Source organism: Jiangella asiatica, assembly GCF_004349065.1.
GTDB classification, from domain to species: domain Bacteria; phylum Actinomycetota; class Actinomycetes; order Jiangellales; family Jiangellaceae; genus Jiangella; species Jiangella asiatica.
In genome coordinates this window covers 255,137-280,051 of record NZ_SMKZ01000001.1, presented here as the reverse complement: position 1 = coordinate 280,051, position 24,915 = coordinate 255,137, and the positions used below count along the sequence as shown (strand labels likewise).

Here is a 24,915-nt window from a genome sequence, read left to right as displayed (position 1 = left end):
TCGTCCCAGTCCCTCCCCCTCACGCCCTCGCCCCCTCAGGCGACGGGGCACGGACGGTGACCACGTCAGATGGCGCGGTAGTCGCGCACCGGGGCACGCGGTCCGCGGCGCGGCGGCCCCAGGCCGGCGCGCATCAGCAGGATGCAGGCGCGGTGGCGGTGACCGCGGTACGGCTCGAGGAGCTCGAGCATGAGCTCGTCGCTGCCGCGCCGCTCCCCCGTCAGGGCGTACGCGACCACGTGCGGCAGGCCGTAGTCGCCGACGGAGACGGCGTCGGGGTCGCCGAAGACGCGTTGGCGGACCTCCGCCGACGTCCAGACGCCGATGCCGGGGATGGCACGCAGCCGGCGGTCGGCGTCGGCGCTGGACATCAGCACGGTCTCCTCGAGGCGGGCGGCGTGCCGTGCGGCGGTCACGATGGTGCGCGACCGCTGCGGCCCCACACCGGCGCGGTGCCAGTCCCAGGACGGGATGCGGGCCCAGCGCTCGGGCGGCGGGACGACGCGCATCCGCGCCGGTGCCGGGCCGGGCGCGGGCTCGCCGTAGCGGCGCAGCAGCCGCATCCAGCCGCGGTAGGCCTCGGTGCCGGTGACCTTCTGCTCGAGGATGGCCGGCACCAGCGCCTCCATGAGCAGCCCGGTGCGCCCGACCAGCGTGCCGGGGTGGCGGCGGTACGCCTCGCGCAGCACCGGGTGCTCGGGCCGGAAGCCGGTGGGGTCGTCGTGCTCGCCGAGCCAGTCGGGGACGGCGTGGAGCGCGGCCTCGGCGCCGGAACCCCACGCCGTGGCCGTCACCTCGCCGGCACTGACCCGCAGGCACACCGTCGCCGCCTCGCCGGCGGGCCGGCAGGTGCGCCACACCCGGCCGTCGGTGTCGAGCTGGAAGGCCGGGTCGTACGGCCCACGCTGATGGGCGGCCAGCGTGGCGAGCACGTCGACCGGGTGCCGCGGCCGCCACGTCCTGCTCATCACTCCGCCAGTCAAGCACGCCGGCCCGACAACCTCACCGGCCACGCCCTAGGCTGCTGAGCCATGACCGACACCCCGGCAGAGCTGCTGCGCACCGAGGTCCGCCGGGACGGCTCGCGGCCACTGCTGACGTTCTATGACGACGCCACCGGCGAGCGCGTGGAGCTCTCGACCACCACCTTCGACAACTGGGTGTCCAAGACCGCCGGTCTGCTCACCGACGGGCTGGATGTGGAGCCCGGCAACCGTGTGAGCCTGCTGCTGCCGGCCCACTGGCAGGCGCTGGCCTGGGCGTGCGCATGCTGGACGGTGGGGGCGTGCGTGGTGCTCGACGACGTCGACGACGTCCGGGTGACGGTCGCGGGGCCCGACGCCCTGGGTGGGCTGGACACCGCCGGCCGCCCGGGCGAGGTGGTGGCGCTGGCGCTGCGACCGCTGGGTGGACGCTTCACTACGCCGCTGCCCGGCGGTGTGCTCGACTATGCCGTCGAGGTGCCGGGCTACCCGGACCGTTTCGTGCCGATCGTGCCGCCGGCGCCCACCGAGCTCGGCCTGGATCACCCCGGGACGACGCAGACCCTCGCCGGGCTGGTCGAGCGCGCCCGCCAGCGCGCGGAGCAGCTCGGCACCGGTGCCGGCGGCCGCCTGCTCGCGGCCACCGACAACCTGGGCGTCGCGCTGCTGGACGCCCTGCTGGTGCCGCTGGCGGTGGGCGGCTCGGCCGTCTTGGTCCGCAACGAGGACCCGAACGGCCGGACCGCCCGCGTCGCCGCCGAGCGCGTGACCGTGACCCCCGCACCGCCCGGGTCACTCGGCTGATCCGGCGCTCGGGCTGGGCACGCCACGATCACCCGCCACACCAGGCGTTCCGGGTCTACGGCGAGATCCCAACCCGCGCGTTTCGTGCTCGTACTCGAATTTCTTGCTCATGCCGCGGCGAACGGCCGAGTATCGGCAACAAATCCGGGTACGAGCAACCCACGCGAGTATCCGCCACCGAGTTGCCCGGGCGGCCGCGGCCTCGGCAGGTGGCTCACCCCCCGGGTGTGGCACCATCTGGAACCATGCCCGCACACGACGCGCGAGAGGTCGACGTCCTCGACGTCTCGGATCTGCGCTTTCCCGGCGGCACGTCGCACAGCGTCGCCGAGGAGATCACCGCGCAGGCCCGTGCCGGCTACACGACCGGGCTGATCAGCCTCAACGGGCCTCTCGTGGCGAAGGTCGCTCCGGTGAACCGGCTCATCCGGCGGGCGGTCGAGGCCGGCCGGGCCAGACTGTTCGTCGGCTCGGCGCCGGTGCGCGCCAAGGTCGTCGTCGTCCGGCACCCGGCGGTCCTGCAGCACGCCGCGGCCCAACTGCCCCCCGTCGACGCCGACCACGTCGTCATCGTCGCCAACGCCGCGCCCTATGACATCGACGGCCACGAGCACTACCGCCCCGAGGCCGTGCACGAGATCGCCCGCCACCGTTTCGGCCACGAGCCCGTCTGGGCGCCCATCGGGCCGCTGGTCCGTGACGCCATCGCCGGGCGGGTCCCCGACCACGCGGTGACCGAGACCGACTGGGTCAACATCATCGACGTCGACGTGTGGGCCACGGACCGTACCGGCCCACGAGGCCAACGCCCCGTCGTCGGCCGCCACAGCCGGTCGTCGCCGCAGAAGTGGCCGGCCGACGCCGCCACCCTGCGCGCGGTCTACCCCGTCGACGGATCGTGGACAGTGCGCGTGCTCGGCGGTGCCGGGCCGGCCGAGCACCTGCTCGGCGCGCTGCCCGACAGCTGGGACGTTCTGGAGTTCGGTGCGCTGCCGCCGCGCGAATTCCTCGCCTCGCTCGACTTCTTCGTCTACTTCCACAACCCGCGCTGGGTCGAGGCGTTCGGTCGCACCATCCTGGAGGCGCTGGCCACCGGCGTGCCGGCTGTCCTGCCGCCGCACTTCGAGCGGGTCTTCGGTGACGCCGCCATCTACGCCGAGCCGCACGAGGTGCGCGGTGTCGTCGACGCCTTGTACGCCGACCGTGCCGGCTACGACGCCCAAGTCGAGCGGGCCCGGAGCGCGGCGCGGGCGCGGTTCGGCCACGAGGCGCACGTCGAGCGGCTGCGCCGGCTCGTCGGGCCGCCGGCCGGCACTCCGGCGACGACGATGGCGCCAGCGAAGACACCGAGCTCCACGACGGCGACCCGCCGCGCCCTTTTCGTCAGCAGCAACGGCGCCGGCATGGGGCACCTGACCAGGCTGCTCGCCTACGCGCAGCGGTCGGCCCCGGCTCTGAAGGCACACTTCTTCTCGCTGTCGCAGGCCGCGCCGGTGGTCGCGAACTTCGGCCACCCCTTCGAGTACCTGCCCTCCGCCAGCGCCACCGGGCTGGAGCCGGCCCGCTGGCACAAGTACTTCGCCACCCGGTTGTCGGCCACCATCGAGCGCATCCGTCCGTCGGTCGTCGTCTTCGACGGCACCTGGCCCTACGAGGGCATCTCGCTGGTCCGCTCGGCGTACCCGGAGGTGCGGTGGGTGTGGTCGCGACGGGGCATGTGGCGGGCCGGCATGAACCGCGAGCAGCTGGCCAAGGCCTCGTGGTTCGACCTGGTCATCGAGCCGGGCGAGCTCGCCGCCCCGGCCGACCAAGGGGTCACGACGACGGCGACGGCGCACCGCGTCGGCCCGGTGACGGTCCTGGACCGCGACGACCTCGACTCGAAGGCGCAGGCCCGCACCGCCCTCGGCCTCGACCCCGCGGTGCAGCTGGCGCTGGTGTCACTCGGCGCCGGCAACATCAACGACACCAGCGGCGACCTCGGCGCCGTCGTCGCCGCCCTGCGTGACCTGGGCGTCGAGGTGTGCGTCACGAGGCCGGAGATCGCCACCCAGCATGGCCGCCTGGACGACGTGCACGTGGTGCGCGAGTTCCCGCTGTCGCGCCGGTACCACGCGTTCGACCTGGCCGTCAGCGCCACCGGCTACAACTCCTTCCACGAGCTGCTGCGCTTCGGCGTGCCGACGCTGTTCGTGCCGAACCGCTCGACCGCGCTGGACGACCAGGAGGGCCGGGCGCACTACGCGGCCCAGCAGGGCTGGTCGCACGCTCTCGACGTCGTCACCATCGACCAGGCCACGCCGCTGCTTGCCGACCTGCTCGACCGCGGCGAACAGATGGTGAAGCGGGTGGCCGACGCCGACCCGGGCAACGGCGCCGCCGAAGCGGCCCGGGCGCTCACGACCCTCGCCCAGGAGGGGTGACATGGCCGACCGACGCAAACCCCGCCGGGTGATGCGCCACGTGCGCCGGATTCCGGGCTACCGCTACGCGCGACGCACCGTGGTTCCGCGCATCCGCGACAGCGTGACCGCCCGCGCGGTCGTGCACCGGCTGTTCGCCGTGGACTCCAAGCAGCACACGCCGCTGGACGTGACGCCGGGAAGCCTGCTGGCCGGGGTCGGCGCCGAGCGGCTCCCCGTCGTCGTCGTGATGATGGTCGGGCTACCGACCGACCGGGTGCGCGAGGTGGTCGACCAGCTCGCCGAGCTGCAGGTGCTCACGGCCGGCTTCCGGCCGGTGGTGGTCATGGACACGCCCGCGCTGGCGGCCGCCCGTGGGTACGGCTACCCGGCGGAGCTGCTGATCGCCGAGGACTCGTGGACCGACCCGGCGCAGCCGTGGGACGAGTACGTGCGCGTTACCCTCGGCGCGATCTTCACGACCTACCGCAGCACGGCGTCGTTGATCGTGGGACCGGACGGGCTCGGCCGGACGGAGCGACAGCTCCTGGCCGGGCTGAGCCCGCACCGCTGAGCCGGCAGCACGCTGGAACCTCCGGCGCCGCGCAGTGCCCTGGCGCCGCGCCGGAGGACCGCTCAGCGCATCTGCAGGTCGTAGCGCATCGCCCGGGCGGTGCCCTCGGGCACCTCCGGGTCGAGCTCGCCCTTCTTCTCCTCGACGTCGCCCACCAGCTGGTTGAGGGCGGTCTTCACCGGCCCGGCGTTGGGCGAGAGGTAGTCGTCGTGGATCTGCCGAGCCTTGGAGCCGCTCCACGCCGGTCCTTCGCCGATGGACTCCGTCGGCGCGTCCATGTTCGGCGTGTCCGCCACCGCATTCTCGGTACGAGTCACAAGCCCCTCCATCGCGGAGATGTAGGGGTTGGGCACCATGTTGACGTCGTCACCCATCACTACCTGCTTTCGAGTCCAGTCACCACCACGGTGAGGCTAACATGTCGCTTCGAATGCCGGAGCGATGCCGACGGTTAGGGTGACTCAGTGCGAACCAGGAAGATAGTCATTGGAACGGTCCTCGCGCTGACGGTGGCGTCGGCCTGCTCATCCGACGACGACGGTGCCGAGGTGCGCCTCCTGGCCGGCGGCGGCGACCAGCCCGACGGGTCCGGCGCCGACGCCTCATTGCCCTTCTCGATCGTGCGGCTCACCTCCGACGGCAACGGCACGCTGTGGGGCGTCAACGGCTTCGACGTCGTCGTCGAGATCAGCTCCGACGGTGCCGTCCGGTCCACGGAGCTCCAGCTCGACGATGGCTCGGTGCAGGAGATCGCCGCCGCGCCGGACGGCCGCGTGTTCGTGCTTCCGGACGAGCAGGGGCAGGAGGCCGGCGAGGCCGTCGTCTACGAGCTGTCCGACGGCGAGCTGGTGCCGGCCGCGGGCATCCCAGCGCCCTCGATCGATACACCCGGTCCGGTCACGCCGGACGGCGAACCGGCCGCGGCGGCCGAGCTCGGCTACGTCAGCGACATCGCCGTCGACTCCGAGGGCCGGCTGCTGTTCGTCGAGCGGGTCGACCCGGTCGGCCCGGACGCCGGTTACGTCGTGCGCCGCGTCGAGGACGGCGGTGAGCTGGCCACCGTCGCCGGCCGGCCGAACCCTGACGCCGACGGTTCCGTGGCCGACGGCGAGGATGACGCGGTGTTCTTCCCCGAGGACGGCACGGCGGCGTCGGACCTCACGCTGTTCACCGAGACGGCCATCGCGGCCGGCCCCGACGACCAGGTGATCGTGCAGACCCCGCAGAGCGTGTACACCGTCCAGGACGGCACGGCGACGGTGGTGCTGGGCGGCGGGGGCGAGCTGCCCCCGGCGACGGAGGACGGGCCGTTCAGCGACGCCACCGACGCGCGGAGCGTCGACTACCGCCCCGGCGTCCCGCTCCTCACGTTGGCGGCCAACGCCGACGGCGGCATCCTGGCCAGCACCGACCCCATCACCGGCTGGGACGAAGGCGCCTATGCCTGGCAGGTCGAGGACGGCAGCGACCAGGCGCAGGCCATCGCCGACGCCGCCGCGGGCAACGAGCAGACCTCGCATCCGACGCTCTACGTCGCGCCCGACGGCCAGACCTCCGTCGCCGCGGTGTTCGGGGGGCCGGCGACGTGGCTCGACGACGACACCATCGCCGTCGGCGCCACCGGGGAGGACGACCAGATCATCGTCCTCATCGACCTGCCGGACTGAGATCGCCACCGAGGTAATGCCGGGGCCGGCGTGATCGACGCCGGCCCCGACCGGCGGGGGATCAGCGCGGTGTGGTGAAGCTCCCGTGGTTGTTCTCACCCAGGTAGACCTGCATGGCGGGGTCCTGCAACCACTGGTTGAACGCGTGCAACGCGTCGGGGTCGTCCCACGGGAAGTCCGGGTTCTCGTTGCCCAGCTCGTCGTACGGCTCGATGATGCGGTCGCCGTTGGTGAAGTCGCCGCCGTAGAGCTCCTCGTAGAAGTGCGGATCGGCCTCCCACGTGACCATGCCGTCGTCGTAGGTGGGGAACCCCTCGTCCTGGACCGCGTTGTACTCCGACACCGCCGTGTGCACCCAGGTGTGGTGCGCCCCGGCGAAGCTGTAGTCGAACTCGGGCGGGTTCTCGCCACCGCCGACGATCGCCGACGTGATCGTGTTCTTGAGCGCGTCGATGAACGGGGTCGTGGCCATGTCGATGATGGCCTGGCGGTCCGGCGGGATCAGGTTGAAACCGGCATCGACGAGGGACCCGACGAACTCCTCGCGGGCCGCCTCGTCCGCCTCGATCTCGCCCAGGACCGTCTCCCAGGAGGACGAGAACATCCCGACGAGGTTCTGCGCCATCATGTCGTCCCAGTAGTGCTCGTTGCCGTTCTCCGCGCCGGCGTTTGACTCGATGTGGTCGTGGTACCAGGTGCTCATCAGCTGATGCAGCCGCGCGGCACCGTCAGGGTCACGCATGCCCTCGGTGACGAAGTTGTGCCAGGCGTCGCGGTCGATCTCGATGCCGGCCCGGTTCGGGTTGTCGCTGACCCCGGCAGGCTGCGACATGCTGTAGACGAGGTCGTCCCAATACTCCTCGGTGATGTTCACGAACGTGGTGCGCATCTGGTCGCTGAACGGGAACGGTTCCTCGAGTGTGCCGACCTTCTCGATGATGAAGGCGGCGTTCTGCTCGGCCAGGTTGACCTGACTGTCGTCGTACAGTCCGAGTCGCGCGTAGATGCTTCGCGCATCGATGGTGGCGGACTGGACGAACGCCGCGTAGGCGGCGCGGTACTCATCCTGGCTGCTCTCCGAGCCGACGACCCGCATCTGCTCCCACACCTGGTCGCGGTGCTCGGCCATGAACTCCGCGCTGGCCCGCGGATTGCGCGCGAGGCCGGCGTAGATGTCGGCCCAGTTGTCGACGACACCGACGGTGTCGTGGTCGCCGTACAGGGCCGCCTCGGCGAAGGCCGTCAGCGAGCCGTGGTCCCAGCTGCCGTGCTGCATGAGCGCGCTCATGCGGTCGACCAGCCGGATCCCTTCATCCGTTCCGTTCTCGAGCAGCGCTTCGTTCATCTCGCTGATGAACTCCGCGTCGTAGTCGATGCGGAAGCTCGCGGTGGCGAAGACGTTCGCGACGGCAAGCTGCGGCCCGTCGTCCGCTTCGTCGCCGTACTCGTTCGCTTGGTCGTCCACCTCGATCAGGAGCATGCCGCGGGAGGCCGGCGTCAAGCCGTTGACGAACGCCTCGGCGAAGTCGGGATCGTGACCGTACTGCTCGAGCTGCTCATAGAACTCCGGCGGGATCTCGTCGTCGGCGTTGTTGAACTGCTCGGCCAGCTCGCGACCGGCCTCCTGGGCGTCGGAGATCGAGTCGAAGTCGTCGTTGAGGATGTCCGTGCCCTGGATGCTGAGCACCCCGTCGCCTGACAGCCCGTTGGTCTGGTGCTCGGCCAGCAGCTGTACGGCCAGGCTGTGCCGCCGGCGCATGTCCGGCATGATGCCCTCGAGGTCGGACTTGGCCTCCATGAGCTTGTTGAAGTTCGACTTGTCCACACCGAAATAGTCGAAATCATTCTCCAGGCCCGAGATGTGATCCTTGAGCCCCGTCAGGGTGGCGTCGAGATCATCGACCGCACTACCCAGCGCGTCCACGTCGATGGACGTGTACTCCGCCCCCGCATCCGGGTTGAGGTTGTTCATTCCACTCCTTGGTTATCAGCTATGACATATCCGATAACCAAGAACCGTAGCTCACCCCTTTTCGAGGCGTGAGCCATGGTCCCCGACATGATCGACATCGACCCCGGTGGGCCGGGATCAGCGCGGAGTGGTGAACAAGCCGGGCTTGTTCTCACCCAGGTAGACCTGCATGGCAGGGTCCTGCAGCCACTGGTTGAACGCGTGCAGGGCGTCGGGGTCGTCCCACGGGAAGTCGGGGTTCTCGTTCCCGTATTCGTCGTAGGGTTCGATGATGCGGTCGCCGTCGGTGAAGTCGCCGCCGTAGAGCTCCTCGTAGAAGTGCGGGTCGGCCTCCCACGTGACGTCGCCGTCGTTGTAGGTCGGGAACCCGTCCTCACCCTGCAGAGCGTTGAACTCCGAGACGGCCGTGTGCACCCACGTGTGGTGCGACCCGGAGAAGCTGTAGTCGAGATCGGGCGGTCCTTCACCCGCCGTCGCGCCGACGATCGCCGACGTGATCGTGTCCTTGAGCGCGCCGATGAACTCGTCCTTGGCCATGTCGATGATGGTCTGCGGGTTCGGCGGGATGAGCTGGAAGCCGGCGTCGACGAGAGACTGGACGAATGCCGCCCTGGCCGCCTCGTCTGCCTCGATCTCGGCGAGGACGGTCTCCCACGACTGAGAGAACATTCCGGCCATGTTCAGCGCCATCATGTCGTCCCAGTAGTGCTCCAAGCCGTTCTCGGAGCCGGCGGCGCCCTCGATGTGGTCGTGATACCAGCTGCTCACCATCTGGTGCAGCCGAGCGGCACCCTCGGGGTTGCGCATGCCCTCGGTGACGAACGCCTGCCAGGCATCCGCGCTGACCTCGATGCCGTCCCGGTTCGGGTTGTCGCTCACCCCAGCCGGCTGCGACATGCTGTAGACGAGGTCGTCCCAGTACTCCTCGGTGATGTTCACGAACGTGGTCCGGTAGGTGTCGTAGAACGGGAACGGCTCCTCCAGCGTGCCGAACTGCCCGATGAGGAACGCGGCGTTCTGCTCGGCCAGGTTCGGCAGATCCTCGTCGTAGAGCCCGAGCCGCGCGTAGATCGGCCCGGCGTCGACGGTGGCGGACTCGATGAACGCGGCGAACGCGGCCTGGTAGTCCTCGTCATCCGTCGTGGGGCCCCGGACCTGCAGCTGCTCCCACACCTCGTCCTCGTGCTCGGCCATGTACTCCGCGCTGGCCCGCGGATTGCGCGCCAGGCCGGCGTAGATGTCGGCCCAGTCGTGGACGGTGCCGACGCTGTCGTGGTCGCCGTGCAGCGCCGCGTCGGCGAACGCCGCCAGCGACCCGTGGTCCCAGCTGCCGTGCTGCGTCAGCGCGCTGATCCGGTCGACCAGTCGGATACTCTCCTCCGTGGCGCCCATGTCGAGCAGGGCCTGGTTCATCTCGCCGATGAACTCCGCGTCGTAGTCGATCCGGAAGCTGGCGGTCGCGAAAACGTTGGCAACCGCCAGCTGCGGCCCGTCGTCGGCCGCGTCGCCGTACTCGTTGGCCAGCTCGTCGACCTCGACCAGCATGAGTCCAGCGGCCTCCGGGTCGAGGCCGTTCACGAACGCCTCGGCGAAGTCGGGGTCGTGACCGTATTGCTCCAGTTGCTCGTAGACCTCCGGCGGGATGTCGCCCTCGGCGTTGTTGACCTGCTCTGCCAGTTCGCGCCCGGCGTCCTGGGCGTCGGAGATGGACGCGAAGTCGTCGTTGAGGATGTCCGTGCTCTGGACGCGGAGGACGCCGTCGCCGGCCCAGCCGGTGCTCTGCTGCTGGGCCAGCAGCTGTACGGCCAGACTGTGCCGGCGGCGCATGTCCGGCATGATGCTCTCGAGGTCGGACTTGGCCGCGATCAGGTTGTTGAAGTTGGCCTTGTCCACACCGAAGTAGTCGAAATCGCTCTCCAGGCCGGAGATGTGATCGGTCAGCCCGGTCAGCGTCGCGTCGAGGTCCTCGACCGCACTGCCGAGCGCGTCCACGTCGATGGACGTGTACTCACCGCCACCGCCTTGGTCGTCCGGGTACATGTCGCTCCTTCGTCATCACCTGTCCCGGACCCACTCGCTCCACCCGAGCGGGCCCGCGGTCGCCGGTGTGCCCGACACCGATCCCTACGGGCGGGATCAGCGCGGAGTGGTGAACAAGCCGGGCTTGTTCTCACCCAGGTAGACCTGCATGGCAGGGTCCTGCAGCCACTGGTTGAACGCGTGCAACGCGTCGGGGTCGTCCCACGGGAAGTTCGGGTTCTTCTCCCCCGTATCGGTGTAGGGCTCGATGATGCGGTCGCCGTCGGTGAAGTCGCCACCGTAGAGCTCCTCGTAGAAGTGCGGATCGGCCTCCCACGTGACGTCGCCGTCGTTGTAGGTCGGGAACCCGTCCTCACCCTGCAGAGCGTTGAACTCCGAGACGGCCGTGTGCACCCACGTGTGGTGCGACCCGGAGAAGCTGTAGTCGAGGTCCGGCGGGCCCTCGCCCGCCGTCGCGCCGACGATGGCCGACGTGATCGTGTCCTTCAGCGCGCCGATGAACGCTTCCTTGCCCATGTCGATGATGGTCTGCGGGTTCGGCGGGATGAGCTGGAAGCCGGCATCGACCAGCGAGGTGATGAACTCCTCGCGGGCCGCCTCGTCTGCCTCGATCTCGGCGAGGACGGTCTCCCACGACTGGGAGAACATGCCGGCCATGTTCGGCGCCATCATGTCGTCCCAGTAGTGCTCGTTGCCGTTCTCCGCACCCGCGTTGGACTCGATGTGGTCGTGGTACCAGGTGCTCATCATCTCGTGCAGCCGAGCGGCGCCCTCGGGGTTGCGCATGCCCTCGGTGACGAACGCCTGCCAGGCATCCGCGCTGACCTCGATGCCGTCGCGGTTCGGGTTGTCGCTGACGCCGGCCGGCTGGGTCAGGCTGTAGGCGAGGTCGTCCCAGTACTCCTCGGTGATGTTCACGAAGGTGGTGCGCAGGTGGTCGTTGAACGGGAACGGCTCCTCGAGCGAGCCCACCTTCTCGATGAGGAAGGCGGCGTTCTGCTCGGCCAGGTTCGGCAGGTCCTCGTCGTAGAGCCGCAGCCGCGCGTAGATCGGCCCGGCGTCGACGGTGGCGGACTCGATGAAGTTCGCGAACGCCTCCTGCGACTCGTACTGCCCGAACTGCGCGCCTTCCCAGACGGCGTCTTGGTTCTCGGCCATGAACTCCGCGCTGGCCCGCGGGTTGCGGGCCAGGCCGTTCCACAGGTCCGACCACATATTCGCGTTCACCATGCCGGTGACGTTCGTGTCGCCGGACGTGGCGGCCTCGGCCGCCGCCGCCAGCGACTCGTGGTCCCAGCTGCCGTGGTTCGTGAGCGGCAGGAACGTCTCCATGGTCCGGATGCTCGGGCCGGGAAGATCCATGTCCTGCAGGGCCTGGGTGATCTCGGTGAAGAACTCTGTGTCGTAGTCGATGCGGAAGCTGGCCGTGGCGAAGACCTCGGCGACGGCGAGCTGCGGCCCTTCGTTGGGGTCCTCACCACCGCCGCCCTCGGCCTGGATGTCCGCATCCATCATCAGCAAACCACGGGACTCCGGCGACAGCCCGTTGATGAACGCCTCGGCGAAGTCGGGGTCGTGACCGTACTGCTCGAGCTGCTCGTAGACCTCCGGAGGGATCTCGCCCTCGCCGTTGTTGACCTGCTCGGCCAGCTCGCTGCCGGCGTTCCGGGCATCCGTGATCGAGTCGAAGTCGTCGTTGAGGATGTCCGTCCCCTGGACGCTGAGAACGCCGTCGCCGGCCCAGCCGTTGCTCTGCTGCTCGGCCAGCAGCTGCACCGCGAGGCTGTGCCGGCGACGCATGTCCGGCATGATGCTCTCGAGGTCGGACTTGGCCTCCATGAGCTTGTTGAAGTTGGACTTGTCGACACCGAAGTAGTCGAAGTCGCTCTCCAGGCCGGTGATGTGGTCCTTCAGACCCGTCAGCGTGGCGTCCAGGTCCTCGACCGCGCTACCCAGCGCGTCCACGTCGATGGACGTGTACTCACCGCCACCGCCTTCGTCTGGATACATGTCGCTCCTTCGTCGTCACCTATGGCGGAGCCCGCTCCGCGGCCCCTCTCGCTCCACACGAGTGGGCCGCGGTTGTCGGTGTGCCCTAAGTGGCCGACGAGCCCCCAGCAGGGAGGACTCTAGCGGAGCATTCACATGCCGCGTCACTATGGTCGCCGTTCCGCGACCAGTGCGCAAACTCTCGGTCATGTCAGTCCATCGCCGCCGTCAGAGCGTCGTCCAAACGCGGTGTCAAGGACTCGACGTAACTCGCCGTCAGGTGCGACCCGCGCCGGTAGACAAGCGTCTCGCCGATGACCGGCGGGCATTCGTCACCAGGGCAGATGTAATCGCGCAGATCGACCGATCCGACGCCGTCGGACTCGGCGAGCGCGGCCAGCTGCGGCGGTGAGCCGCCGGCCTGGTCGCCTGTCTCCCGGGAGAAGACGCACTCGGTCAGGCTGTCCTCGTTGGCCGCGACGCACTCCATGACGTCGCCCTCCGGGTTCGGATTGTCGATCATGACGATGACGTCGCGGCCGGCGTCCTCCAGGTCCGCCCAGATGCGCTGGAGGTCGGCGGCCATCATGTCCCGCCGCTCGTCGCGCGGGGCGTCGCCGAACGCGTACCCGGACACCTGCGAGGTCAGCACGTAGTCGACGGACTCGTCGCCCATCAGCTCCGCGATCCGCGCGTCGTTGTACTCGCTGCACCACGCGTTGGGCTGGCCGTCCAACCCGATCTCGAGGGTGCTCATCGGGCATGCGCTCTTCAGGTAGGTGACGATGCGCCAGTCGCGTGCCTCGGCGATCAGCTCGATCGCGTTCAGCCACTGGTGCATCTTCGAGTCGCCCACGACGGCGATCGTGACCTCGGCGTCCTCGGGACCGTACGTGCACGTCTCCAGGTCGGTGCCCTTGACGTCGCTGATGCACGGCTGGCCGTCCAGCTGCGCGACGTCGTCGGGTGCGGCGAGCACGTCCGGCACCATGACGTCGACGGAGTCGACCGGCTCGCCGTCGGGATCGCTGGCTGGGTCATCGTCCAAGACCGCGGCGCCGCGGGCGTCGACGTCCCCGGCATATGTCGGCCGGGGCACGCAGAAGGCGACGACGAGCGCCGCGGCCACGCCGACGACGGTGCACGCCACGCCGAGCGCGGCGGCCCGCCGCGGGAACCGCGCGAACATTCCAGCGTGGTGGATAGGCGCCTCGACCATCCGGTACGTCAGCCAGGCCGGGACGGCAGCGAACCCGACCACCATGACGGAGGTGATCAGCGGCAGCGTGCCGTCGTCACCGCCCCACATCACCGCGGCGGCCACCAGCAGCGGCCAGTGCCACAGGTACAGGGAGTACGACAGCGTCCCGATGTCGCGCATCGGGGCGGTGTCGAGGACCAGCCCCGCCAGGGTGCGCCGCCGGGCCGCCCCAGCCGCGATCACGGCCGCGGCGCCGAGCGTCGGGAGCAGCGCGGCCGTCCCCGGGAACGGGGTGGACTCGTCGAAGCGGGCCGCGGCGAGGACGATCGCCGCCAGGCCCAGCGCGCCGAGCAGGTGCGCCAACGCCGCCGGCATCCGCTCCAACCGATGCACCACGATCGCCAGCGCCGCACCGACCGCCAGCTCCCACAGCCGTGTCGTCGAGACGAAGTACGCCTGGCCGGGGTTGGCGTCGGTCAGGTGCACCGACCACAGCAGCGACGGCAGGCCGATCGCCGCGATGCCGGCGAGCAGCACCACGGTCAGCCGCAACCGGTAGCGCCGGTGCAACCAGACCAGGACCAGCACCAGGACCGGCCAGAGCACGTAGAACTGCTCTTCGACCGCCAGCGACCAGAAGTGCTGGACCGGGCTCGGCGCATCGTCGGCCACCAGGTAGTTGACCGACTGGTCGGCGAAGCGCCAGTTGACCACGTAGAGCGAGCTGGCTCCGACGTCCCAGGCGACCGACTCCCAGCGCGTCACCGGCAGCACGATGATCGTCATGACCGCCACCGCGCCCAGCACCACCGCGGTGGCCGGGAGCAGCCGGCGCACCCGCCGCGCCCAGAACCGTCCCAGACTCAGCCGCCCCGTCCGCAGGACCTCGCGGTGGATCAGCCCGGTGATCAGGAACCCGGAGATCACGAAGAACACGTCCACGCCGACGAACCCGCCGGCCATGAACGGCACCCCGGCGTGGAAGCCGAGCACGCCCAGCACGGCGACGGCGCGCAGCCCTTGGATGTCGCCGCGGAACCGGCCTTCCGACGCGGTCGAACGACCGCCCCCGGACACCGAGGTCGCCGCGGGAGCGGCAGGCGATGCAAGGGCATTGGGCACGGCGGTGGCTACGGGCATGGCAAGTCTCGGGAGCTGGCGATCACTCTGCCGACGTCGTCACGGCAACAGCGACGGACCTGGTGGCGGCACCGGCTCCGGGTAGGTGGGACGACGCCGGCCGAAGGCGGGGGTGTTTCCTGGCGGCGCGATCACGAACCGGTAGAACGCCCAGGCCAGCGCGGCACCGATGATCGGACCGGCCAGCCAGGCGGCCACCGCGTCCCACTCGCCGCTGACGACCGCCGGCCCGAAGCCCTTCGCCGGGTTCAGGGCCCCGCCGGTCAGCGCGTCGGTGGCGAACGCGCCAACGGCGACCGTCATGCCGATCCCGAACGGGTACGCCGACAATGGCGCTCGCTCGTCGACCACCGAGCAGAAGACGACCAGGACGATCGCGAACGTGAAGATCGCTTCCAGGACGATGGCACCGCCGACGTCCATGGCGTCGGCGATGCGTGGCGTGCCGGCCTCGACAACCTCGCGGTCAGTGGTCAGCATCACCGTCACAGCACCGAGCGCGGCGCCGGCGAACTGCGCGATCCAGTAGGCCGCGGCACCCAGAACGTCGATCTTGCGGTCCAGGAGCATCGCGAGCGTGATGGCCGGGTTGAAGTGCCCGCCCGAAACGTGGCCGAGCCCCACGACGAGACCGACGACGACCAGGCCGTAAGTGAGCGCCCGCGGGGTCGCTCCCGCCCCGACCACCAGCAGGGTGCTGGTGACCAGTATGAACGCACCGACCGCCTCCGCCACTGCGTTGCGGATCCAAGCGTCACTCATCGACGACATCACTCCTGTCGGATGGCCAGCCACGGCCCGTGCCGCAGTCCCACCCACTTCATCTCGAGATCGCCACCCTGTCACGGAGGACTCTATCGCGCGGATTCGGCGTCCTGGGCCCGACCACGAGCCGCACCGGAGGCGCCGAGGATGTCGCCGTAGGCCTGATCGACGACGGTCGTCACGGAGGCCCAGTCCCGCTCGCGCACCACCCACTCGCGCGCGGCCCGGCCGAGCTTTCGTCGCTGCTGCGGCGCGTCCAGCAGCTGCTCCAGGACCCCGCGCAGATCGTCGGGGTCCCCCTTCCGGAACACTCTGCCCGTCACGCCGTCGTCGACGAACTCCGTCAGGGCCGCCACGTCGGAGACCACGATGGCCTTGGCCATGGCCATCGACTCGAACGGCTTGATCGGTGAGATCAGCTCGCAGACCGGAAGCGGCAGCCGCGGGAACGGCGCGATGTCCACCAGGGAGAGATAGCGCGTCACCTGATCATGTGGCACTCGCCCGGTGAACGTCACCATGTCACCGAGGCGCAACCGCGCGGCCTGCTCGTGGACCATGCGTTGCGACGGCCCGTCGCCCACGATGACGACGTGGATGTCGTCACGAGTCTCCTTGAGCCCGGCCACCGCCTCGAGCAGGATGTCCAGTCCCTCGTAGTCGACCAGACCACCGACGTATCCGATGACGGTCTTGCCCACGAGCCCCAGCTCGGCTTCCAGGGCACGGTCGCGCTCCATGGGTTGGAAGCGGTCGACGTGCACCCCGTTGGGGACCACGACGATCCTGTCGTCGGACACGCCGCGACGTGCCATCTCACGCCCCAGTGCCTCGGTGATGACGAAGACCCGGTCGGCAGCGGCGGCGACGCCCGTCTCCAGGCGGTCGAGGAACCGATGACGGTCCGATCCTTCGAACGCGGGATCGCGGGAGACCTTCATCAGCTCTTCCAGACCGCGCATCTCGTAGACGAACGGCAGCCCCAGCCGCCGTGCGGCCGTCAGCCCGGCCATCCCGGCCACGTAGAAGCTGGAGGCGTGGATCAAGCTGGCGCGGTGCTCGGTCGCCAGCCGTCGGACGCCGCGTTCGAAGCGGTCGACATAGGAGGCGAGCGGGTACTGCGGGTACTGCCGGACGCCGTCCTCGAGCAGGCGGTGATAGGGGATCGCGTCCACGTGGTCCACGTCCGGCACCGTGCTGGTGTCCGACGCCTTCCACCGGTCGTACGGGAAGCCGAGCCTGGTGACCGCCCGGAGCTGCCAGCCACGCGACGCCAGCGCCGTGATGATGCCGTGCGACCTGGTCGCGTAGCCGCCGGAACGGATGGGCAGCGACTGTGAGAGCACCGAGAGCACCGCCCTGGGCGCGGGCTCATACGGCGTTGACGCGGCACCGTCGGCGGGGAACACCCAGCCGCGCCGCGCGACAGAGAGCTGGTCACGCGCGTTGTCGAAGGTGGCGCGGAATCCAGCGTTGTCCGGCTTCGCCACCAGGGCGCGCGCGGCCAGGACGGACGCTGCGTTGGCGTTGCCGGCCGCGAGGGCGAGCGCCGCGGCCCGGCCCACCTCGGCGGCCGGGAATCCCGCGCGGGCACCTCGCGGGCCGATGAGGACGCTGTTGGGCGGCGTCGTCGCGATGAACTGGGCGGCCTCGTGCCAGGCGCGACACCGGACGAGCGCCTGGACCACGACGCGGAGCGGCCGTGTGCTGTGGGCCAGGACGCGGGCGAGCTCGGCCCGGTACTCGGCCGCTCCGTCGGCATACACCTCGGCCAGCCGGATCTCGTGGAGGAGCTCGTCCAGTCGATCTCGGTTGGCCTTACGCAGCCGCGGCTGGCCGGCGATCATGGCGTCGTAAGCGCGGATGAGCTCCGGCTCGGCACCAGCGAGGGCGTCGGCGGCCCGGCCCAGCTCCTTGCCGTTGCGCGGTGGAGCCTCCAGGAGCATGGTCAGCGCCGCGGCCGCCTCGTCGGTGCGCTGGACCCGCTGGGCCAGGCGGCGTCGCATGAGAACGGTCGTGACGGTGCGCTCGCCGGCTTCGATGGAGCGGCGCACGGCGGCCAACGCCTCGTGATTGTCTCCGCACCGCTCGTGGGCCGCCGCCACGAGGCGCCACGCCGTGCCCCGGTCGGCGGCGCGGTCGGCGATGGGTTCGATCAGCCGGAGCATGGACCGCGGGTCCGTCTTCACGAGGTCGCGCGCGGTCTCCATGCGGGCTTCGACGACGAACCGCGTCCACAGGGACGGTCCCAGAGTCGGCGGTACACGAGGCGCGAGCTTGGCGGCCACGCCGCGCGTCACCGTACTGAACTGCCAACTCACCAGCGTGTCCTCGGATCTGCCGTTGCGTCCGTGCCGATGGTATCGAACCGAGCCGACCTCACTTGACCATTCGCTTCACACATCGACATGGACACGCGGATCTCCATAGAAGGCCACCTGGCCCCCTCCGATCATCATTTCCGTGTCCGTGACCTTCCACGTGTGTGACTCACGATCGGTACCCCGGACGCTCACGAAGTTGAACCTGTCGGACGAATACGTCTTCACGCCCGCCGCCCAAGCACGGTTCAAGAAGTCGGTGTCGACCGCTCGGGGGATGTCGCTGAAGCGCAGGTCCTTGGCCACCTCGCTCTCAGCCATGATCGATCCGCCTTGGACCAGGCGATGATAGCGGTTCTGAAAGCCGGCGTACCGCAAGACGACAGCATCGACCGACCGGAGCCACACATAGTGGGCCCATTTGCCGACGATGCCCGCATCTGTGCTAGCGAAGGCATTGACGAGGTCGGTCAAATAATGACGCCCGTAATGATTGTCGTCGTCCATTTTCGCCGTGTAGCGACCGTTCGCCGCGTCCACACCGAGATTCATCAGGGTGCCGAGCGGCAGGCTCGCGTCCGCATCGATCAACTGGAGCCGATCGACGCCGGCCGCCGCCGCCCGAGCTCGCAGATCGGCGTGGTCGAGGGTCAGGCCGTGGAGGACGAGGATGAGCTCGATGTCCCGCTCGGCCTGCCGTGCGACGTTGGACAACACGTTGTCGATCTCGTGTGTGCGATTGGTCGGCACGACGATGGACACCGAACGGTCGCGGGGCGGCACTGGCCGGCCCAGTGCCTCCAGGATCGTGTCGACCCGCCGGCCGAACGTGTGGCCCGCCAGGACGGCACGCTGCAGCTTGAGGGCTTCACGGTCGCTGAACTCCGGTTGCGTGAGCCGGGCGATGATCTCCCGGCCGAACTGGACAGGAACGTCGGCGGTGGCGACATGCTCTCTCAGGTCGTCGGGCAGTGCGGCTCGGTACTCAGGCAGAGTGACGACCGCCGTCTGCGCCGCGGCGGCGTCCAGCAGGGTCCAGGTCGACTCCGGCGAGCACCGCGCGGCGTCGATCAGCACTCGATAGTGGTCGACGATCGGGACGGCGAGTTCATCGACCGTGGCGTCCACCAGGCTCGACCCCACCGCCTGCGGCAGGACCGCCTCGCTGCCGTCGAAGCCGGCGCGGCCCGTGGGCCGCCAGGCATGCACCTCCGGCATCGCCCTGGCCGTCAACGCCGGGGCGACCAGGCTCTCCACGCCGGACCTGGACACCGTGTCGAGCGCGGCTTCGTCGCAGACCACCACGGCGTCACCGAGCCGGCGAGAGCTGGTGCCGCCTCGCACCGGGGAGTGCAGCCGCGGCGCGGTGGCCGGCTCGAGAGTGTCTACGGCGACACCGGGCCATCGCTTCCGCCAGGTCTCCACCGCCGTCGCGTCGGAGAGGAAGACGACCTCGGCGGCGGCCACCAGGTCGTCGACATCGTCCTGACCGGCCGACGGCACCGTCACCCAGACGACGACGGGAATCCCCGCTGCCCTGGCCGCGGCCGCGAGCCGCGCCGGTTCGCCTCGCGCCGGCCCCCAGCCCGGAACCGTCCGGCCACGCACCTCGACGAGGACGGCGTCGAGGCCCGCCGCATCGAGGACGCCGCTCCACGCCCCGGGACGCAGGTCGACCTGCTCCCACTCCCACGCCAGTCCACGGGCAATGCGCGGCGAGGCGGCGACCGCGACCCTGAGCCCCGGACGTGCGGGCACCACCGGCGGCTGCTCCGTGGTGCGGATCCGATCGCCGATCTGCTCGATGGAGTCGCCGAGGTCGCGACCGGCGGGTTCCGCGGCCGGCACCGCTTCCTCCGGCTGCGACTGGTGCTGCCGGGGAGCCGCGGTGACAGCGTGGTTCCTCGTGAGATCACGAGCGGCCACGCGCAGGCGCCGGATGGCCGCCCGTGCGGTCATGGTCATTGGACGACGTCCTCCAATGCATCGGCCAGGCGCGGCGCGAGCGTGTTCACGTAGGTCACGGTCAGGTGCGAACCCTGCCGGTAGATCAGCACGTTGCCGATCACCGGCGAGCACGAGTCCGCGGGGCAGATGAAGTTGTTGAGGTTGACCCAGCGAGCGTTTTCCGAGTCCTCCACGGCTCGGCTCTGTGTCTGCGCGGCACTGGTGCGGATGGCTTCGCTCCGGTCGAACGCGCACTCGGTCAGCTGGTCGACGTGCTCGGCCACGCAGGCGTAGACGTCCTGACCCGGCTGCGGGGTGTCGGCGAGTGCCACCACCTCGATGCCGAGCTCGTCCAGCTGGTTCCACCGCTCGACCAGGCCCTGCACCATGGCGTCGCTTGATTCACCGGCATCGATGTCGTCCGGGTCGTCAAGGGCGCGGTTACGGCCCTGCGACGTGACGACGACGGCCGGCTCGACGTCGCGCAGCTCGTCCATCACGGCCTCGTTCCAGGCCGAGCACGACTCGAACGGCTCGCCGCGGCTGCTCAGGGTGGCCGCGGTGAAGGAGCAGGTCGACTTGGTGTAGGTGATGACACGCCAGCCGTTGTCCTGGCCGATGGTGTCGAGCGCGGTGATCCATTGCAGCGCCTTGGAGTCGCCCACCAGCGCGATGGTCACGTCGCCGTCGGGATCGCCGTAGACGCATGACGCGGGTTCGTCCGAGTCCTGCGCGACCTGGCACCCCTCGTCGTAGGCCGACGGGACGTCCTCCGGCGCCAGCAGCGGGTCAGGGGTGATCCACTCGGACACGTCCGCCGGCACGCCATCGGGGTCGGCCCGCGGATCGTCGCGGTCGAGCACGGCGGCTCCGGGCGCAGATACCGGCGGCCCCGACGGCATGGACGTCGTCGGCACCGCCAGCGCCAGAGCGAGGCCGGCCACCACACCCACCAGCGTGAGGTTGCCACCGACGCTGAGGGCGAACCGCGATGAGCGGACCATGTTCCTGGCGTGACGGACCGGGTTCTCCACGAACCGGTACGCCAGCCACGCCGGGACGAACGACAGGACGACGATCGCCAGGCCTTGCCACGTGCGCAGCTCACCCCATCTGACCTCGGCCAGGACCAGCATCGGCCAGTGCCACAGGTACAGGGAGTAGGAGAGCCCGCCGACCCAGACGAACAAGGGGATGCCCAGCAGCACGATCGGGCCGGCGCGACCGGCCGCCGGACCGCCGGCGATGACGGCTGCAGTCCCGAGGACGGGTAGCAACGCCGCCGCGCCCGGCCACGCCGTGTCCGTCGTGATCAGCACCGCCGACAGACCGACGGCGACGAGGCCGCACCACGCGAACAGGGCCGCGAGCGCCCGCGGCAGCAGGGTCAGCGTCGGCATCGCGATGGCCACCGCCGCGCCGACGGCGAGCTCCCACAGCCGCGTCGTCGTGACGAAGAACGCGCCGGACGGGTTCGTCGCGGTCATGATCACCGACCACGCGAACGACGGTAGAGCGACCACGGCGAGGCCGACACCCATCCACGGCCGCACCGGCTCTGCGTTGCGTCGCACCCAGATCGCGATGAGCAGGATGAACAACGGCCACACGAGGTAGAACTGCTCCTCGACCGCCAGCGACCAGAAGTGCTGGACGGGTGATGGGCCCACGTCCTCGGCGAGATAGTCGACCGATCGGTCGGCCATCCGCCAGTTGACGACGTAGACGGCGGCAGCGGCGATGTCACCGCCGAACGCCCGGCGGTCCACGGCGGGCACCATGATCCAGGTCAGCAGCGCCGTGACGGCGAGCACCAGCGCCGCCGCCGGCAACAGGCGCTTGACCCGGCGTGCGTAGAACTGGACGAGGGACAGGGTGCCCGTCTGCTCCACTTCTCGTACGAGCATGCCGGTGATCAGGAAACCGGAGATGACGAAGAACACGTCGACGCCGACGAAGCCTCCAGGCACGAACCGGAGGCCGGCGTGGTAGAGGAGCACCAGTCCGACCGCGACCGCGCGCATGCCCTCGACGTCGGGCCGGAACCGTGGTGGCGGCGGACGGTCGGCCCTCCTCCTCTGCCTGGCCGGCCGCCGAGCGGGAGCGACGCTAACCATGGCCCTTCCCCGGCGCCGGCCGCGCCCCTAGGAATGCCCCCACGACGTCGGCGATCCGCTCGCCTGCCTTGCCGTCCCACAGCGGCGGCACGGGCCAGTGCTCAACACGGCCGGCAGCCAGGATCTGGCCGGCGACCCAGCCGAGCTCCGCCCTCGTCACCAGCCGATTCGTGCCGTGCGTGATCGTGACCGGGCGCTCGGTGTTGGGCCGGAGGGTCAGGCACGGAACGCCCAGCATCGTCGTCTCCTCCTGGACCCCACCCGAGTCGGTCACCACCGCGGCGGCGCCCCGGACGAGCCCGAGGAACTCGACGTAGCCCAGCGGATCGATCACGGTGAGCTGGTCATGGGTGAAGAGCCCGGCCGCCTCGAGCCGGGCACGTCCGCGCGGATGCAGCGGCACCACGGTCCGCGCGAGGTCCGCGACCGCGTGCACGGCCTTGACCAGCTCGGCGGCGTCGGCGGGGTCGTCGACGTTGCTCGGCCGGTGCAGCGTCGCGACCACGTACTCACCCGTCAGCCCGTGCCGCGACCTTGCCTGCTCCGCGCTGAACCGGTCCAGGTTCGCCAACAACGTGTCGATCATCGGATTCCCGACGAAGTGCACCCGTTCGGACGGTATGCCTTCATGACCCAGATGGATCATCGCATCCGGGCTCGTGACGAACAACAAGTCGGAGAGTTGGTCTGTCACGACACGATTGACTTCTTCGGGCATCGACCGGTCGAAACTTCGCAGTCCCGCCTCGACATGGGCGATCGATATGCCCAGCTTCGCCGCGACAAGAGCCGCACCGACAGTCGAGTTGACATCGCCGTACACAATGATCAAGGAAGGCTCGCGCTGAACGAACAAGTCCTCAAGACCAGTCATGATCGAGGCGGTCTGACGAGCGTGGGTACCCGATCCGACCCCGAGATCTACATCGGGCTCGGGCAGGCCCAGCTGGCGGAAGAAGACCTTTGCCATGGCGTCGTCGTAATGCTGTCCGGTATGGACCAACTCCTGGGTGACACCCCGAGCGCCCAATGCGGCGATGACCGGAGCCGCCTTCGGGAAGTTCGGTCGAGCTCCGGTGACATGGATGACAAGATCGCTTGGCAAAGCAGCCTTCCGGGTGAGTTCACGCATAGCGCTGGGCCGTTGGGGACACGACCGCACAGGGTATCCTCCACGACCATGGCCTCGGACCGGAACATGCGCGAAGCGCCGATTCATGCGGCAGCCAAACAGCAGATCGCGGACGGTTCGTTGACGCAACTGCGGGAGCTGAGCAAGAGGAACGCCCAGCTGACCGCGGCATTGGAACGCTCGCGGCCGCTCAGTGTGCGGATCGCCCGGGGTGTCAAGAGGGCTCGTCGCAATGGCTGGCGGCTGCATCGCTATCCCAGGGACTACTGGCGTGGGCTACGCGCCACGGGCACCACCAAGGTGGCTCAGGCCGATCTGACCCGGCTGCAGGCGTTGACCGACGAGAGCCGGTACGACGAGGCCATCGCCCTCGCCGCGGCACTCCTGCCGCTCAAGTCCGCCGACATCGAGTTTCTCGACGCGGCACGGCTCGCCTTCGCCAAGGCCGGCGCGCTGAGCCTGCAGCTGCGGGCGGCCGAGGCGCTCGAGCGGGCCGAGCCCACGGCGTCTCGCCGCGCGCAGGCACGCAACGTGGCCGGGCGAATCCGCGAGACCGAGCCGGGCTGGCTGCCGAGCGTCTCCGCCGCCGGCTCCGACGCCGCGCCGGTCGGGGGCCGCGTCCTGCATGTCCTGAAAGCCGCGATGCCACACCGGCAGAGCGGCTACACCATGCGCAGCCGGTACATCATCGACAGCCAGCGCGCCGCCGGTATGGACCCGGTCGCGGTCACCGCTCTGGGATTCGCCCACCAGGCTGGCGCGGCGGAGCTGCCGGCCACCGAGGTCATCGAAGGCACCACGTACCACCACCTGCCGGCGGAGTCGGCGGCGCAGCTCAAAGGGCCCGCCGACCTCTACCTCGACGCCTTCGCCGACGCGGTCGGCACGCTCGCGGCCGGCCTGTCTCCGGAGGTCGTCCACGTGCACTCGGGACATCGCGGCTACGAGCCGGCCCTGGTCGGCCTGGCCGTGGCCCGCGCTCTCGGGGTGCCGCTCGTCTACGAGGTCCGAGGCTTCTTCGAGTCCCTGTGGAGCCGGGAAAGGGCGTGGAACGAGCAGGGCGAGCTGTACGCGCGCCGGCTGGCGACCGAAGCCCGCTGCATGCGCGAGGCCGACGCCGTCGTGACCCTGAGCGAGTCCATGCGCGAGGAGATCATCTCCCGCGGTGTGGACGCCGACACGGTGTTCGTGGCGCCCAACGGCGTGGACGTGGCCCGGTTCGAGCCGGGGCCGCGGCCAGCCGATCTCGTCCGCGAGCTCGATCTCGAGGACGCATTCGTGTTCGGCTACGTCAGCAACCTCGACCATCAGCGCGAGGGGCACGAGCACCTCATCCGAGCCGTCAGCCACCTGCGCACCAGCGGTGTGCGAGCCGTGGCGCTGATCGTCGGTGACGGCACCCGCCGCGCGGAGCTGGAAGAGCTGGCCGCCCGGGAGAAGGTCGCCGACTCCGTCCGATTCACCGGCCGGGTGCCACATGACCGCGTGCTGGACTATTACCGGCTGCTCGACGTCTTCGTGGTGCCCCGCGTCTCCGAGCGCGCCGCCAGGCTGGTCACGCCGCTGAAGCCGTACGAAGCCATGGCCGCCGGCATCCCGGTCGTGGTGTCGGAGCTGCCGCCGCTGCTGGAGATCGCCGGCGACGGCGAACGAGGCCGCTCGTTCCCGCCGGGCGACGCCCGTGCCCTGGCCGACCTGCTCCACGAGCTGCACTCGAGCCCGGACATGCGGCGCGAGCTGGCCAAGCGGGCTCGCGACTGGGTGGTCGCGGAACGCCAGTGGTCGACCAACGCCGCCAGGTACGCAGCCATCTACGACGCCGTCCGCGCCACCCCGCGGCGCTGAGAGCGGCCCCATCTCC

16 protein-coding genes are annotated in these 24,915 nt (G+C 70.0%); 5 read left to right on the top strand and 11 right to left on the bottom strand.

Going from position 1 to position 24,915, the window contains the following annotated elements; translation table 11 throughout:
• Positions 1-65 precede the first annotated feature (65 nt).
• Positions 66-968, bottom strand: a complete 903-nt coding sequence (locus tag E1269_RS01175; RefSeq protein ID WP_131890125.1) for a DNA-3-methyladenine glycosylase family protein — start codon at positions 966-968, stop codon at positions 66-68.
• Positions 969-1,031: 63 nt separating this feature from the next.
• Here E1269_RS01175 and E1269_RS01170 point away from each other — a divergent pair, with 63 nt between their 5' ends.
• From E1269_RS01170 to E1269_RS01160, 3 genes are all read left to right on the top strand, one after another.
• Positions 1,032-1,787, top strand: coding sequence for a TIGR03089 family protein (locus tag E1269_RS01170; RefSeq protein ID WP_131890123.1), 756 nt, complete (start codon positions 1,032-1,034; stop codon positions 1,785-1,787).
• Between the two features lie 245 nt (positions 1,788-2,032).
• On the top strand, positions 2,033-4,210 hold the full coding sequence (locus E1269_RS32670) for a glycosyltransferase (protein WP_203432680.1): 2,178 nt from the start codon (positions 2,033-2,035) through the stop codon (positions 4,208-4,210).
• A gap of 1 nt (position 4,211) precedes the next feature.
• Positions 4,212-4,763: a hypothetical protein gene (locus E1269_RS01160; protein WP_131890121.1), complete on the top strand. Its 552-nt coding sequence runs from the start codon at positions 4,212-4,214 to the stop codon at positions 4,761-4,763.
• Between the two features lie 62 nt (positions 4,764-4,825).
• Here E1269_RS01160 and E1269_RS01155 read toward each other — a convergent pair whose 3' ends face one another.
• Entirely contained in the window at positions 4,826-5,137 is a 312-nt protein-coding gene (locus tag E1269_RS01155) for a hypothetical protein (RefSeq protein WP_131890119.1), read from the bottom strand.
• A gap of 90 nt (positions 5,138-5,227) precedes the next feature.
• Here E1269_RS01155 and E1269_RS01150 point away from each other — a divergent pair, with 90 nt between their 5' ends.
• Positions 5,228-6,430 carry a hypothetical protein gene (locus E1269_RS01150; RefSeq protein WP_131890117.1) on the top strand — a complete coding sequence of 401 codons (1,203 nt, stop codon included), beginning with the start codon at positions 5,228-5,230 and terminating at the stop codon, positions 6,428-6,430.
• Positions 6,431-6,491: 61 nt separating this feature from the next.
• On the opposite strand, the gene E1269_RS01145 is transcribed toward E1269_RS01150, so the two are convergent.
• From E1269_RS01145 to wecB, 9 genes are all read right to left on the bottom strand, one after another.
• Complete coding sequence (locus E1269_RS01145) at positions 6,492-8,402, bottom strand: hypothetical protein (RefSeq protein WP_131890115.1); 1,911 nt, start codon at positions 8,400-8,402, stop codon at positions 6,492-6,494.
• A gap of 117 nt (positions 8,403-8,519) precedes the next feature.
• The gene (locus E1269_RS01140; RefSeq protein ID WP_131890113.1) at positions 8,520-10,442 is read right to left on the bottom strand and encodes a hypothetical protein; all 1,923 of its coding nucleotides are present in this window, start codon (positions 10,440-10,442) and stop codon (positions 8,520-8,522) included.
• Between the two features lie 96 nt (positions 10,443-10,538).
• Positions 10,539-12,452: a hypothetical protein gene (locus tag E1269_RS01135; protein ID WP_131890111.1), complete on the bottom strand. Its 1,914-nt coding sequence runs from the start codon at positions 12,450-12,452 to the stop codon at positions 10,539-10,541.
• Positions 12,453-12,642: 190 nt separating this feature from the next.
• Positions 12,643-14,772, bottom strand: coding sequence for an acyltransferase family protein (locus E1269_RS01130; protein ID WP_131890109.1), 2,130 nt, complete (start codon positions 14,770-14,772; stop codon positions 12,643-12,645).
• A 39-nt stretch (positions 14,773-14,811) separates the two neighbouring features.
• Positions 14,812-15,534, bottom strand: a complete 723-nt coding sequence (locus E1269_RS01125) for an MIP/aquaporin family protein (RefSeq protein WP_162606165.1) — start codon at positions 15,532-15,534, stop codon at positions 14,812-14,814.
• 92 nt (positions 15,535-15,626) lie between these two features.
• On the bottom strand, positions 15,627-17,858 hold the full coding sequence (locus E1269_RS01120) for a glycosyltransferase (protein ID WP_131890105.1): 2,232 nt from the start codon (positions 17,856-17,858) through the stop codon (positions 15,627-15,629).
• A 75-nt stretch (positions 17,859-17,933) separates the two neighbouring features.
• Positions 17,934-19,325, bottom strand: a complete 1,392-nt coding sequence (locus E1269_RS01115) for a glycosyltransferase family 2 protein (protein WP_131890103.1) — start codon at positions 19,323-19,325, stop codon at positions 17,934-17,936.
• 494 nt (positions 19,326-19,819) lie between these two features.
• Positions 19,820-21,922, bottom strand: a complete 2,103-nt coding sequence (locus tag E1269_RS01110; RefSeq protein ID WP_131890101.1) for an acyltransferase family protein — start codon at positions 21,920-21,922, stop codon at positions 19,820-19,822.
• Positions 21,915-23,054, bottom strand: a complete 1,140-nt coding sequence (gene wecB, locus E1269_RS01105; RefSeq protein WP_131890099.1) for a non-hydrolyzing UDP-N-acetylglucosamine 2-epimerase — start codon at positions 23,052-23,054, stop codon at positions 21,915-21,917. Before wecB ends, E1269_RS01110 begins: the two co-directional genes overlap by 8 nt.
• Positions 23,055-23,102: 48 nt before the next feature.
• Here wecB and E1269_RS01100 point away from each other — a divergent pair, with 48 nt between their 5' ends.
• Positions 23,103-24,899 carry a glycosyltransferase family 4 protein gene (locus E1269_RS01100; RefSeq protein WP_162606164.1) on the top strand — a complete coding sequence of 599 codons (1,797 nt, stop codon included), beginning with the start codon at positions 23,103-23,105 and terminating at the stop codon, positions 24,897-24,899.
• Positions 24,900-24,915: the final 16 nt, after the last annotated feature.